The 12,522-nt window shown below is 69.6% G+C and carries 13 protein-coding genes and 2 tRNA genes; 11 read left to right on the top strand and 4 right to left on the bottom strand.

Annotated features, from left to right (window positions below):
- The first annotated feature begins 68 nt into the window (after window positions 1-68).
- From recO to QQZ13_RS01035, 3 genes are read left to right on the top strand one after another with little or no spacing between them, the layout of a single operon-like run.
- The gene (gene recO / locus QQZ13_RS01045; RefSeq protein WP_284528004.1) at window positions 69-797 is read left to right on the top strand and encodes a DNA repair protein RecO; all 729 of its coding nucleotides are present in this window, start codon (window positions 69-71) and stop codon (window positions 795-797) included.
- The gene (locus QQZ13_RS01040) at window positions 794-1,621 is read left to right on the top strand and encodes an isoprenyl transferase (RefSeq protein ID WP_284527272.1); all 828 of its coding nucleotides are present in this window, start codon (window positions 794-796) and stop codon (window positions 1,619-1,621) included. Before recO ends, QQZ13_RS01040 begins: the two co-directional genes overlap by 4 nt.
- A gap of 29 nt (window positions 1,622-1,650) precedes the next feature.
- On the top strand, window positions 1,651-2,319 hold the full coding sequence (locus QQZ13_RS01035) for a DsbA family protein (protein WP_284527271.1): 669 nt from the start codon (window positions 1,651-1,653) through the stop codon (window positions 2,317-2,319).
- A 9-nt stretch (window positions 2,320-2,328) separates the two neighbouring features.
- Here QQZ13_RS01035 and QQZ13_RS01030 read toward each other — a convergent pair whose 3' ends face one another.
- On the bottom strand, window positions 2,329-2,832 hold the full coding sequence (locus tag QQZ13_RS01030) for a glutathione peroxidase (RefSeq protein WP_284527270.1): 504 nt from the start codon (window positions 2,830-2,832) through the stop codon (window positions 2,329-2,331).
- Between the two features lie 63 nt (window positions 2,833-2,895).
- Here QQZ13_RS01030 and dusB point away from each other — a divergent pair, with 63 nt between their 5' ends.
- From dusB to QQZ13_RS01005, 5 genes are all read left to right on the top strand, one after another.
- Window positions 2,896-4,062, top strand: a complete 1,167-nt coding sequence (dusB, locus tag QQZ13_RS01025) for a tRNA dihydrouridine synthase DusB (RefSeq protein WP_284527269.1) — start codon at window positions 2,896-2,898, stop codon at window positions 4,060-4,062.
- A complete protein-coding gene (locus QQZ13_RS01020) occupies window positions 4,052-5,437 on the top strand; it encodes a deoxyguanosinetriphosphate triphosphohydrolase (RefSeq protein ID WP_284527268.1) in 1,386 nt (461 codons plus the stop codon). Before dusB ends, QQZ13_RS01020 begins: the two co-directional genes overlap by 11 nt.
- Entirely contained in the window at window positions 5,437-7,293 is a 1,857-nt protein-coding gene (gene dnaG / locus QQZ13_RS01015) for a DNA primase (protein WP_284527267.1), read from the top strand. Before QQZ13_RS01020 ends, dnaG begins: the two co-directional genes overlap by 1 nt.
- 56 nt (window positions 7,294-7,349) lie before the next feature.
- A complete protein-coding gene (locus QQZ13_RS01010; RefSeq protein ID WP_284527266.1) occupies window positions 7,350-8,120 on the top strand; it encodes an ATP-binding cassette domain-containing protein in 771 nt (256 codons plus the stop codon).
- A 62-nt stretch (window positions 8,121-8,182) separates the two neighbouring features.
- Window positions 8,183-8,255, top strand: a tRNA-Asn gene (locus tag QQZ13_RS01005).
- Between the two features lie 54 nt (window positions 8,256-8,309).
- On the opposite strand, the gene def is transcribed toward QQZ13_RS01005, so the two are convergent.
- The gene (def, locus tag QQZ13_RS01000; protein ID WP_284527265.1) at window positions 8,310-8,876 is read right to left on the bottom strand and encodes a peptide deformylase; all 567 of its coding nucleotides are present in this window, start codon (window positions 8,874-8,876) and stop codon (window positions 8,310-8,312) included.
- Between the two features lie 42 nt (window positions 8,877-8,918).
- Here def and QQZ13_RS00995 point away from each other — a divergent pair, with 42 nt between their 5' ends.
- Window positions 8,919-10,010, top strand: a complete 1,092-nt coding sequence (locus tag QQZ13_RS00995) for a DMT family transporter (protein WP_284527264.1) — start codon at window positions 8,919-8,921, stop codon at window positions 10,008-10,010.
- A 31-nt stretch (window positions 10,011-10,041) separates the two neighbouring features.
- A tRNA-Ile gene (locus tag QQZ13_RS00990) sits at window positions 10,042-10,118 on the top strand.
- A gap of 17 nt (window positions 10,119-10,135) precedes the next feature.
- On the opposite strand, the gene QQZ13_RS00985 is transcribed toward QQZ13_RS00990, so the two are convergent.
- Both QQZ13_RS00985 and QQZ13_RS00980 read right to left on the bottom strand, forming a co-directional pair.
- Window positions 10,136-10,753: a hypothetical protein gene (locus tag QQZ13_RS00985; protein WP_284527263.1), complete on the bottom strand. Its 618-nt coding sequence runs from the start codon at window positions 10,751-10,753 to the stop codon at window positions 10,136-10,138.
- A 287-nt stretch (window positions 10,754-11,040) separates the two neighbouring features.
- Window positions 11,041-11,469, bottom strand: coding sequence for a hypothetical protein (locus QQZ13_RS00980; RefSeq protein WP_284527262.1), 429 nt, complete (start codon window positions 11,467-11,469; stop codon window positions 11,041-11,043).
- Window positions 11,470-11,996: 527 nt separating this feature from the next.
- Between QQZ13_RS00980 and QQZ13_RS00975 the strand changes: the two genes are divergently transcribed.
- Window positions 11,997-12,500: a DUF3145 domain-containing protein gene (locus tag QQZ13_RS00975; RefSeq protein ID WP_284527261.1), complete on the top strand. Its 504-nt coding sequence runs from the start codon at window positions 11,997-11,999 to the stop codon at window positions 12,498-12,500.
- Window positions 12,501-12,522: the final 22 nt, after the last annotated feature.

The raw sequence follows: 12,522 nt of genomic DNA, 5'->3' as shown, positions 1-12,522 counted from the left end.
GTCCATTGTCCCCGGTGGCGGGGATAATCGAGAAGTGACGGATGCACGACGGCGACGGGGGGACGGGCATGCCCACCTACCGCGATGAGGTCGTCGTCCTGCGCACCCACAAGCTGGGCGAGGCGGACCGGATCCTGACCCTCCTCAGCCGCCGGCACGGGAAGGTGCGGGCCGTCGCCAAGGGCGTGCGGCGCACATCCTCGCGCTTCGGTGCGCGGCTCGAACCCTTCATGGTGGCCGACGTCCAGCTCTACCAGGGCCGCACGCTCGACATCGTCCAGCAGGCATCGTCCATCGGCGCCTACGGCGCGGAGATCGCCGCGCATTACGACCGCTACACGGCGGCCCACGCGATGGTCGAGACGGCGGATCGGCTCAACGAGGCCGAGGCGACCGCGCAGCAGTACCTGCTGCTGGTCGGCGGCCTGCGGGCGCTGGCTCAGGGCGCGCACGCTCCGCGCTCGGTCCTGGACTCCTACCTCCTGCGCGCGATGGCGCTGTCGGGGTGGGCCCCCTCGCTGGGAGAGTGCGCCCGCTGCGGCACCGTGGGTCCGCAGGAATGGTTCGTGGCGCAGCTGGGCGGCACGGTGTGCGGCGACTGCGCCCCGGCCGGCTCGGCGCGGCTCCACCCCGAGACCGGGCAGCTGCTGCGCGCACTGATGTCGGGCGAGTGGGATGTCGTCGACGGGGCGACCGACGGTGCCACCGCGGCGGCCTCGGGACTGGTCGCCGCCTATGCGCAGTGGCACCTCGAGCGGGGGATCCGCTCGCTCTCGCATCTGGAGGCGCCCCGATGACCCCCAAGCCCTACACGCATCGCGATGCCGTCCCCTACCGTCCCCTGGACTGGACCGGCCTGACGCCCCCGTCGTTCCCGAAGGGCGGCGTCCCGCAGCACGTCGCGATCGTCATGGACGGCAACGGCCGCTGGGCCAACCGCCGGGGACTGACCCGCATCGAGGGCCACCGTGCGGGTGAGGAGGTGCTGCTCGACGTCGTGGCCGGCGCCGTCCAGGCAGGCGTGAAGCACCTGAGCGTCTACGCGTTCTCCACCGAGAACTGGAGCCGCTCTCCCGAAGAGGTGCGCTTCCTCATGGGGTACAACCGCGACGTCCTCCATCGCCGTCGCGACCAGCTTAACGAGTGGGGCGTCCGCGTCCGGTGGGCCGGTCGCAAGCCGCGGCTGTGGGGCTCGGTCATCAAGGAGCTGCAGTTCGCGGAGCAGCTGACCGCTTCCAACGACGTGCTCACCCTCACGATGTGCATCAACTACGGGGGCCGGGTCGAGCTCGTCGACGCCATGCGCGCGATCGGCGACGACATCGCCGCCGGGCGGCTGCGTCCGGGCGCGATCACCGAGAAGACGATCCGGCGCCACCTGTACGTGCCCGACATGCCCGACGTCGACCTGTTCATCCGCTCCTCGGGGGAGCAGCGCACGTCGAACTTCCTGCTGTGGGAATCCGCGTACGCCGAGATGGTCTTCCTCGATCGCCTGTGGCCCGACTTCTCGCGCACGGACCTGTGGGACGCCATCGCTCTCTACCTGTCGCGCGATCGCCGCTTCGGCGGCGCGGTCGACGCTCCGAGCGCAGGGCGAGATATCCCCGAAGGGGAATAGACCCGGATCGTTCCGGTGTTGCGTCTGGTGTGACGGAAACCATCAAGATCGACGTGTGGAGCGACATCGCCTGCCCGTGGTGCTACATCGGCAAGCGCAACCTGGAGTCGGGTCTCGCCGCGACGAGCTCCGACGCAGACGCCCCCCGCGTGGAGGTCGTCTACCACTCCTTCGAGCTGTCGCCCGACACCCCGGTGGACTTCGAGGGCGACATCGCCGACTTCCTCGCGCAGCACAAGGGGATCTCCCGCGAGCAGGCGTCGCAGATGCACGAGCACGTCACCGGCATCGCTGCCGACGCCGGCCTCGAGTACCGTTTCGACCTGCTGCAGCACACCAACACCGTCAAGGCGCACGAGCTGCTCCACTTCGCGAAGGCGCACGGCCGCCAGCACGACGTGGCGGAGCGGCTGATGTCCGCCTACTTCACCGAGGGTCGCCACGTCGGCCGGATCGACGACCTCGTGACGATCGCGGTCGAGGCAGGGCTCGACGGCGACGCGGCGCGCGCGGCGCTGGAGTCGGCGGAGTTCCTCGACGACGTCCGTGCCGACCAGGCACAGGCCGTCGCGTACGGCATCCAGGGGGTGCCGTTCTTCGTCATCGACGGCAAGTACGGCGTCTCCGGCGCCCAGCCGGCCGAGGCGTTCTCGCAGATCCTCCGGCAGGTCTGGTCCGAGCGCGCTCCCGCAGCCTGACGATCGGCGTCAGCGGGGGAGATTCGCCTCGATCGTCGAGACGATCTCTGGAGCGTCGGGCTTGGTCTGCGGGCGGAAGCGGTGAACCTCACCCTCCGGCGTGACCAGGAACTTCTCGAAGTTCCACATCACGGGACCCTTCGCGCCCTCGGCGTTGCGCGCCTTCTTGAGCGCCTTGTACAGCGGCGCGGCATGAGAGCCGTTCACGCGGATCTTGTCCATGATCGGGAAGCTCACGCCCCACGTGACCGCGCAGTAGTCGAGGATCTCGTCCATCGAGCCCGGCTCCTGCCCCATGAACTGGTTGCACGGGAAGCCCACGACCTGGAGGCCCCGGTCGCCGTAGGTCCGCTGGAGCTCCTCGAGCTGCTCGTACTGCGGTGTGAGGCCGCACTTCGAGGCGACGTTCACGATCAGCACCGGTCCGTCACCGTACTCGGCCAGGGTCTTCTCGGACCCGTCGGCGGCGCGGAAGGCGATCGTGCGGATGTCCACAGTCGACGTCTCGGTCATGCTCTCCACGATAAGCCCGCGCCTGCCGCCGAAGGGTCGCACGTGTCTGGGAGAATGGACAGGATGTCTTCCACTCTCGCTCCCGCCCCGGCTCTGCGCATCGGCCCGATCGCGCTCGACGCGCCGGTCGTGCTCGCACCCATGGCGGGCATCACGAACACCGCGTTCCGCCGCCTCTGCCGCGAGTACGGAGCCGGCCTCTACGTGAGCGAGATGATCACGACGCGCGCACTGGTCGAGCGGAACGCCACCACGATGCGCCTCATCACGCACCACGAGTCCGAGAAGCCGCGGTCGATCCAGCTCTACGGCGTCGATCCGGCCACCACCGAGGCCGCTGTCCGCCTGCTCGTGGAGGAGGACCGCGCCGACCACATCGATCTCAACTTCGGCTGCCCCGTGCCGAAGGTCACCCGCAAGGGCGGGGGAGCGGCTCTGCCGTGGAAGCTCGGCCTGTTCCGCGACATCGTGACCCGTGCGGCGCGTGCCGCCGGCGACGTGCCCCTCACGGTGAAGATGCGCAAGGGCATCGACGGCGACCACCTCACCTACCTCGACGCCGGCCGCATCGCGGAGGACGCGGGCGTGGCCGCCGTCGCGCTGCATGCGCGCACCGCCGCCGAGTTCTACTCGGGCACCGCGGACTGGGAGGCGATCGCGCGCCTCAAGCAGGCGGTCACCTCCGTGCCCGTGCTCGGCAACGGCGACATCTGGTCCGCCGACGACGCCGTGCGGATGATGGCCGAGACCGGCTGCGACGGCGTCGTCGTCGGGCGCGGCTGCCTCGGCCGGCCGTGGCTGTTCGGCGACCTCGCTCGTGCCCTGGGCGGCCCGTCGGCCGCCGCGGGAGACCCCGTCGACGCGACGCTCGGCTTCGTCGCCCGCGCCTTCCGGCGCCATGCCGAGCTGCTCGTCGAATTCTTCGACGACGAGGGGCGCGGATGCCGCGACATCCGCAAGCACGTCGCCTGGTACTTCAAGGGCTATCCGGTGGGCGGTGAGACGCGGGCGATGCTAGCGACCGCGTCCAGCCTTGCGGAGATCGACGAGATCCTGGCCACCCTCGACCCGAGTGCGCCTTACCCCGGTCAGGCCGCGGAGGGCCAGCGCGGCCGCGCCGGCACGCCCAAGCGTCCGGCCCTGCCGGACCGGTGGCTCGAGTCGCGCGACCTCGACGCCGCCGAGACGACTGCCATCGCCGATGCGGAGCTCGACCACAGTGGCGGCTGACGCCGGTGCCGGCCTCGGGACCAGCGTCGGCGTCGCGCCCGGTCGCCCGTCCGGCTACACCGATCACGACGCCGAGCGCTTCCATCCCGAGACGCATCGCTCGCGGCGCGACAGCTTCGCACGGGACCGCGCGCGCGTGCTCCACTCCGCAGCGCTGCGGCGCCTGGCGTCCAAGACGCAGGTGCTGAGCCCTGCGAGTCCCGCCGATTTCGCCCGGAACCGCCTCACGCACTCGCTCGAGGTCGCCCAGGTGGGCCGGGAGCTCGCGATCGCCCTCGAGCTGTCGCCCGACGTCGTCGACACCGCCTGCCTGAGCCACGACATCGGTCACCCCCCGTTCGGGCACAACGGCGAGCGGGCGCTGAACGAGTGGGCCGCCGATATCGGAGGGTTCGAGGGGAACGCGCAGACGCTGCGCATCCTCAGCCGGCTGGAGCCCAAGGTGCTCGGCGACGACGGCACGAGCTTCGGGCTGAACCTCACGCGCGCGAGCCTCGACGCGGCCTGCAAGTACCCGTGGACGGCGGCGCACGCGGTTCCCGACCCGGGCGGGCGTCAGAAGTTCGGCGTCTATCCCGAGGACGAGGCCGTCTTCCACTGGATGCGCGAGGAGGCCCCCGGCCGTGCCCGCTGCATCGAAGCCGAGGTCATGGACCTCTCCGACGACATCGCGTACTCGGTGCACGACCTCGAGGACGCGATCCTCAACGGCTACCTCGATCCGCGCAGGCTGGCGGACAGCCGCGAGCGCGAAGCGCTGCTCACCTCCATCCAGTCCTGGGTGGGCTACGGGTTCACGCGCGACGAGCTCGCCGACGGCCTCTACCGCCTGACCCAGCTCCCCGAATGGCTCACCGAGTACGACGGGTCGCGCGCCGCCCTCGCCGGACTGAAGAACCTCACCTCCGACCTCATCGGCCGCTTCGCGCGCGCGGCCACCGCCGCCACGCGCGAGCACTTCGAAGCGCCCGTCCTCACCCGCTACCGGGGGCGGGTCATCGTCCCTCGGGTGATCGAGGTCGAGATGGCCGTGCTCAAGGGCGTCCTCGGCGCCTTCGTCGTCTCGATCGATGGGCGCAAGGGCCTCTACAAGGAGCAGCGCCGCGTCCTCAAGCGCCTCGCCACGGCGCTGTGGGAGCGGCCCGAGCATCTCGACCGCCTGCACGCCGAGGAGTTCGCTCATGCGCCGTCGGACGATGAGCGACGTCGCGTCGTCGTCGACCAGGTGGCCACGCTCACCGACCGCTTCGCGATCGAGTGGCATTCGCGGCTGATCGGGCCCGTCGATCTGCGGGAGCTCGGCCTGTGGTCTTCGGACGGCCGCGCCACCGCGGCGCACGGCTTCGCCCTGCCCGAGCCGATCGAGGGTCTCTGATGGCGCGCATCCGGCAGGCCGACGTCGACGAGGTCAAGGCACGCACGAACATCGCCGACATCATCGGCGAGCGGGTGGCGCTGAAGTCGGCCGGCGTGGGGTCGCTGAAGGGGCTGTGCCCGTTCCACGACGAGAAGAGCCCGAGCTTCAACGTCCGCCCGCAGGTCGGCTACTACCACTGCTTCGGCTGCGGGGAGTCCGGCGACGTGTACTCGTTCCTGCGCGCGATGGACCACCTGACGTTCACGGAGGCGGTCGAGAAGCTCGCGGCTCGCATCGGCTTCTCGCTCCACTACGAAGACGGCGGCGCGGCTCCCGAAACGAGCGGACGTACGCGGCTCTACGCGGCCAACACGGCGGCTGCCGAGTGGTTCCGCGGACAGCTTGCGAGCCCCGAAGCCGACGCCGGGCGCCGCTTCCTCGGGGAGCGCGGTTTCGACGCGGGCGCCGCCGCCCACTTCGGCATCGGCTACGCCCCGAAGGGCTGGAATTCGCTGCGCGACGCGCTGCGGTCGCAGGGCTTCTCCGACGAGGAGCTCTCGGCGGCGGGACTGGTCTCGCAGGGCCAGCGCGGCGTGTACGACCGGTTCCGCGGCCGGGTGGTCTGGCCGATCCGCGACATCACGGGACAGACGATCGGCTTCGGCGCCCGCCGCCTGTACGACGACGACCAGGGGCCGAAGTACCTGAACACCCCCGAGACCCTGATCTACAAGAAGGCGCAGGTCCTCTACGGGATGGATCTCGCGAAGAAGTCGATCGCGCGCGACCACCGGGTGGTCGTGGTCGAGGGCTACACCGATGTGATGGCGTGCCACCTCGCCGGCGTCACGAGCGCGATCGCCACCTGCGGCACGGCGTTCGGCTCCGATCACATGGGCGTGGTGGGACGCGTCGTCGGGAACGATTCCGCGGGCGAGATCATCTTCACCTTCGACCCCGACGCAGCGGGGCAGAAGGCCGCGGTCCGCGCGTTCGCCGAGGCACGCGGATCGGCTCTCCGCAGCTACGTGGCCGTCGGACCGGAGGGCCTGGACCCGTGCGACCTGCGCCTGCAGCGCGGCGACGGGGCCGTCCGCTCCATGGTCGAGCTGAAGTCGCCGCTGTTCGAGTTCGTCATCGATCGCCGCATCGCCGATCATGACCTCGGCTCCGTCGAGGGACGCGTCGCCGCGTTGCGATCGGCCGCGCCGATCGTCGCGGACATCCGCGACGCGGGCATCCGCAGCCGGTACGAGCACCTTCTCTCGAAGCGCCTCGGCGAGGAGCTGGGGGAGGTGCACCGGGCGGTGCAGCGCGCGGCGGCGCGTGAGCGCGAACGCGATGCGGCTGCCACGACGCCTCAGGCGGCCGCCGATCCCGCCCCCGAAGCCGCTCCCGTCGCCCGCGTCACCATCGCCTCGCTGCCGCGCACCGCCGACACCGCGATCGAACGCGACGCACTGATGGGGATCCTCCAGTACGGACACGTCCTCGACGCCGCCGAGGTCGACGCCGCCCTCGCGCTGCCGATGCACCATCCGGCGCTCGACGCAGTGCGACAGACGATCGCCGCGCAACCCGATCGCACCCGGGTCGGGTGGGCGTCGACCGCGGCCGAGGCGGTGCGCGAGCCCTTCCGCTCGCTCGCGGTCGAGCTGCTGACCGCCGCCTTCCCGGCGCTCACCGAGGCCGAGGCGTCCGCATCGGCGCTCGCGCTGTGCCGACGTCTGCGCGTGCGCGCGATCGATGCCCAGAAGCGCGAGCTGCTCGGCGCGATCCAGCGCGTGGCGCCCGACTCGGCAGAGGGGCGCGCGGTCCGGGTGTCACTGCGCGAACTGGATGTCCGCCGACGCGAACTCTCCGAGTTGTCCTGAGCCCCACCGAGGGCGCTCCGCTGTCGCTCGACGGCCGCGTCGGGCAGGATGAAGCCATGCCACGCCGCACCAGTACCGACGCTGCGATCCGTGCGAGCGATCTCTCCATCGCGCGCGGCGGCGACGCCGGCAGGGTCGTGGACGGCGTGAGCTTCGAGGTCGCACGCGGGGCGGCGCTGGCGGTCATGGGTCCGACCGGTGCGGGGAAGTCCAGCCTGGCGGCGGTCATCGCCGGCAGCGACGACGCGTCGCTCAGCATCGTCGGCGGCACCGCGGAGGTCGACGGCCTTCCCGTCCGCAAGGGGGGCCGGACGCTGCGCATGCGGCGCTACGTCACGGGCTACCTGCCCCAGGGCGCCGGCGCCGAGCTGCCGGCGCGGCTGACTGTCGCGGAGGTGATCGGAGCCCCGATCACCTCACGGGATCGACGGGTGAACCAGCGCGCCCTCGCGGTGCGCGTCGCGAGCCTGCTCGATGAACTCCAGCTGCCGCTCGGCGCGGCCGCGAAGTACCCGTACGAACTGAGCGCGGGCATGCGCCAGCGCGTCGCGCTCGCCCAGGCTCTCGTGCTGGACCCACAGGTCTTCGTCGGCGATGCTCCGTACGCGAACCTCGATCCGGAGGTGCGGCGTGCGGCGCGAGACGCCCTGCAGCGGCGGCGCGAGGAGGACGGGATGGCGCTCCTCCTGGTCACCAACGACCCCGAGGCGATCGCCGAGCTCGACGCCGACGTGCTCGTCCTCCGGGGAGGTCACACGGTCGCCTACGGGCACGGGACGGCGGACCTGCTCTGGACGCCCGACGGCGGCACGCCGATCGCGTCCTGAGTTCACGAGCACCCCTCCGGCTTTGCTACGATAGTCGGGTTGCCCACCGCGAGGCGGGCTGATCCTCGGTAGCTCAATTGGCAGAGCAATCGGCTGTTAACCGATAGGTTCTTGGTTCGAGTCCAAGCCGGGGAGCGCAACGGCTCCGGGCTCCACCCCGGAGCCGTTCTTCTTTCCCCGGGCCGGCGCTCAGGCGTCGAGGTCGTCGATGCCCGGCGTCCAGGACGCGCCCGGACGCCCCCACCCGCGCTTGCGGGCGATCTTCTGCACGGTCTTCCAGTCGGAGTCGTCGAGCCGATCGATGTAGAGGACACCGTCCAGGTGGTCGAACTCGTGCTGCATGATCCGCGCACGCCAGCCGTCGACCTCGATCCGCACGGGCTCGCCGTCGAGGTCCGTGCCGGTGACGAGCACCTCGTCGGACCGGCGGAGGGCGAAGCGCTCGCCCGGGAACGACAGGCACCCCTCGGACTCGTCGTCGGGGTCCGGCGCACCGGGCTCCAGAGGACGCATCCACAGTTCTGGGTTGACGATGACGCCGCGCCACGGGGCGCCGTCGTCGTCCTGGTACGAGTACGTGTAGATCCGCAGGCCCACACCCACCTGCGGCGCCGCGAGGCCGACGCCGGGCGCCGCGTCCATCGTCTCGAACATGTCCTCGACGAGCTGCCGGATCTCGTCGGTGACCTCCGAGACGGGAGCAGCAGGAGCGTGCAGGACGGGGTCACCCATGATGCGGATCGGAAGAACAGCCACGTCCTGAGCCTATCGATCGACACCTGCCGTTAGTGTCGAGGGGTGTGGATTGCGGAACTCGCGCTCGATGAGCTGACCGACGAACTCGTCGGCGTCTTCCGCGACCCGGCCATCCTCATCGGCATCCCGCTCGCGCTCCTCGGCGCCGTGTTCATGTCCTTCGGTGCGCAGTACCAGCACCGCGGGGTGCAGAAGGTCGAGCGGCTCACGCAGACCTCGGGCGGCTCCGGCCTGACCGGTGGGCAGCTGCTGAACCTGCTGCGCCGGCCCTCGTGGGTCGTCGGCACGCTCATGCTGGGACTCGCGATCGTGTTCCAGTTGTCGGCGCTGTCGTTCGCGCCGCTCATCCTGGTCCAGCCGGTCGGTGCGATCTCTCTGGTCATCACGACGCTGCTGAACGCGCGGATCTCCGGACACAAGCCCACCGGCCGCTCCATCTCCGCCATCACGATGTGTGTCGGCGGCATCTTCATCTTCGTGACGATCGCGGCGCTCTACGCGACCGAGACCCCCGTGTCCGACCAGCAGCTCATCACCATCCTGCTGATCCTCGCCGGGGTCATGATCGTGCTGGCCGGCCTCTGGATCTGGCTCCGCTCGCGCATGCGCGCGCTGTTCTACATCGTGGCCGCGGGAATCGTCTACGGCTTCGTCGCCACCCTCGCCAAGGTCGTCATCAGCCGGATCCAGAACGGCGACTTCGAATGGCTCACGGTCGTGTGCATCGTCGCGCTGCTGGCCGGCACCGGCATCGGCGCCTACTTCGTGCAGACCGCGTACGCCTCGGGCCCGCCCGACCTCGTCATCGCCGGGCTCACCGTCATCGATCCCATGGTCGCGATCGTGATCGGCCTCGCCGTGCTGGGGGAGGCGGCCAACGCCCCGGTGGGGGCCTACATCGGCTTCGCCGCAGCCGGCGGTCTCGCGATGGTCGGGGTCTTCCAGCTGGCGCGGCATCACCCCGAGGTCGTGAGCCACAGTCAGGAGATCCCCATCCCGCGTGGCAGCACCGGAGAGCCCGTCGACGACGCCGGCGCACCGAAGACGCGCTCCGTCCGACTGACCGAGACGGTGTCGAAGGTGTGGCCCGACCCTCCGGTCGACGACGAGAAGGATCTCGGCAAGCGCCACTAGGCTCGGAGGAGTCCGGTGCACACCCGGACGCGGGGCGGTGGCCAAGCTGGTCAAGGCAGCGGGCTCATAACCCGACGATCGTGGGTTCAAGTCCCACCCGCCCTACCATCCGAACCCCCAGACGTTTACTCGGTGTCTGTGGTGGCTCTCCGCACCTCGCGGAAGCGTGCAGTCGGCGGAAGAGACGACAGCTCTTCCGCGATCGCGTCCGGAGGAGTCGAATCGAGCAGTCGGATCACCTCTTCTCGCCCCGCACCCCACAGGCTCTGCGTCGCGTGCGACAGTTCCTCCAGCGGTGCCTTGGCACCCGCCTCGTCGAGGAGGACTTCCCCTTGCCCGACCACCGCGCCGTCGAATGGCAAAACGGACGTGATCGAGAGCGCTTGCCAGGCCGGATCGAATGCGTCGTCGCGAACGAGCGGGACGAGATAGTCGTGTCCGATCTCCATATGCGACGCCTCAGCGAAGACGAGCAGCCGATCCTTCTCGCCGGCGCTGACGACCCATGCGTTCGGCGAAACCGTGATCTCATGATCGGGCGCCACACCTCGCGGCCCGGTCCAGAGGGTGTCGACGATCGTGAGGTCGACGCACCGCAGTTCCAGCCCTTCGCCGGCCTGCTCCTCATCACTCGTCAGCTCTCCACGCGACTCCTTGCCGACGCGCACCACAGCCACAACGTCGGCATAGCTGACCCAGTCGGTGAGCGTCTCGGAGGGAAGGGCATCCAGCCCTTCCGACAACACTGTCTCGTAGCCCGTGAGGGAGGGCGGCGGGCGGGGCGGACTCAGAGATCCCTGACACAGACGCGCTCGTCGCACAGCCGGTCAGAGCGACGAGCACGACGGCAGCCGTGGCCGCCAGGTCGATTCCTGCACGACCGTTCATGTCAGTAGGTGTCCTTTAGCTGCGCAACGTTGTTCGGACCGAGAGATCGGTCCTCCTCATTGCAGGGGGTCCTCATGCCAAGCCCCACCCGCCCAACACACGGCTCGAACGGAGCGTCATCTTGGCCTCCGCGCCGCAGGGTTCAGCCCGTTTCCCAATCCCGCCCTGGGAAGAGGAGGTCGACGGCGAGCCGGCGCTCACGCACGGTGAGATCGAGCCCATTCATGTTGAGAAGCACGTCGCCATGCCTGAAGACGTCGCCGCCTATGACGATGCTCCAGTACTCGGCCATGTCATCGCTGGCAAATCGAAGCAGCGCCCCCACGTCGGTGCGCCATCCCTCCACGCAATCCACCTCGGCGCAGAGTTGGTCGGTACGCTCCTCGACCCTGATGATGCTGTCCAGTCCGCTGAGGGTCTCGCCCAACGTTGGATGGTGGAACCTGAACCCGTCGAAGAGCATCCAGACGACAGCAGCAAGTACCGTAAGGATTCCGACCCCCCCGCCCAAGAAGAGGGCTCGCGTCGTGCGCCTCCGCCCCAACAAATGGGGGACCGCGTCGTCAGACATTTCTCCTCCGGATGACTCAGTTGGTGGCCGTTCCCGTTGCGTTCGCCCAGTTGCACCGGTGAACGGCGACTCCCGTCAGCCAGTCGCCATTGGTCCTATTAGGACGCGATCGTTCCAAGTTGTACGCGCCCGTGAATGGCAGACCGTAGATACTCGCGGCCACGTGACAGTTGTACTGCTGCTTCAGAGACGCCTTAGTCCTCTCGATCGGCTGGAGCGTTTGCTGGACCGTAGAGCCGAATGATCTACATGGCAATGCGGCACTGGCGACTAACCGCGCCGTTCCTTCAGGCATGCGCACCGGAATCAAGGACCGAGCCCCCGACCGACGTGAAATGCCATGGGAGCGATTGCCGGACGAACTTCCTGTCTCCACACGACGTCGGGGCGCCGAGCCCCGGGAATGACACGGTTGTGATTCGCCGGTCATTTCCGTCATAATGGGGCCACAACCGCATAACCGCCGCACATCGGCTCACACCGTTCAGGTCGTAGGGGAAGACGTACCTGACGAAACGGAGAGAACGATGGCGACACCTCAAGCGCGTGGAGTGATCTTCATTCACTCCGCGCCACGCGCGTTGTGCCCCCACCTCGAGTGGGCGGTCGGGCGAGCCCTCGGGCACGCTGTCAACTTCGACTGGGCCGACCAGCCGGTGCTGTCCGGCAGTCGCCGCGCCGAGTTCTACTGGGAGGGCGCTGCCGGCACGGGCGCCGCCCTCGCGACCGCGATCCGCGGGTGGGAGCACCTGCGATTCGAGGTCACCGAGGACCCGACGCCGCGCAGCGACGGCGGCCGGTGGCTGCACACCCCTGGACTCGGCATCCACTTCGCACAGACCGACACCGCCGGCAACGTCGTGATCGGCGAGGACCGCATCCGCTACGCGATGGAGATCGCCGCCGGCGATGCCTTCGAGCTCCAGCGCGAGCTCGACGTCGCCCTGGGCGCTGCGTGGGACGAGGAGCTCGAGCCCTTCCGTCACGCGAGCGACGACGCACCGGTCGTCTGGCTCCACAAGGTCGGCTGAGACGGTCCTGCGCGACCCGACA

It is taken from the genome of Microbacterium sp. T2.11-28 (assembly GCF_950097975.1).
In the GTDB taxonomy this organism is placed as follows: Bacteria; Actinomycetota; Actinomycetes; order Actinomycetales; family Microbacteriaceae; genus Microbacterium.
This window is presented reverse-complemented; position numbering and strand designations above follow the sequence as displayed.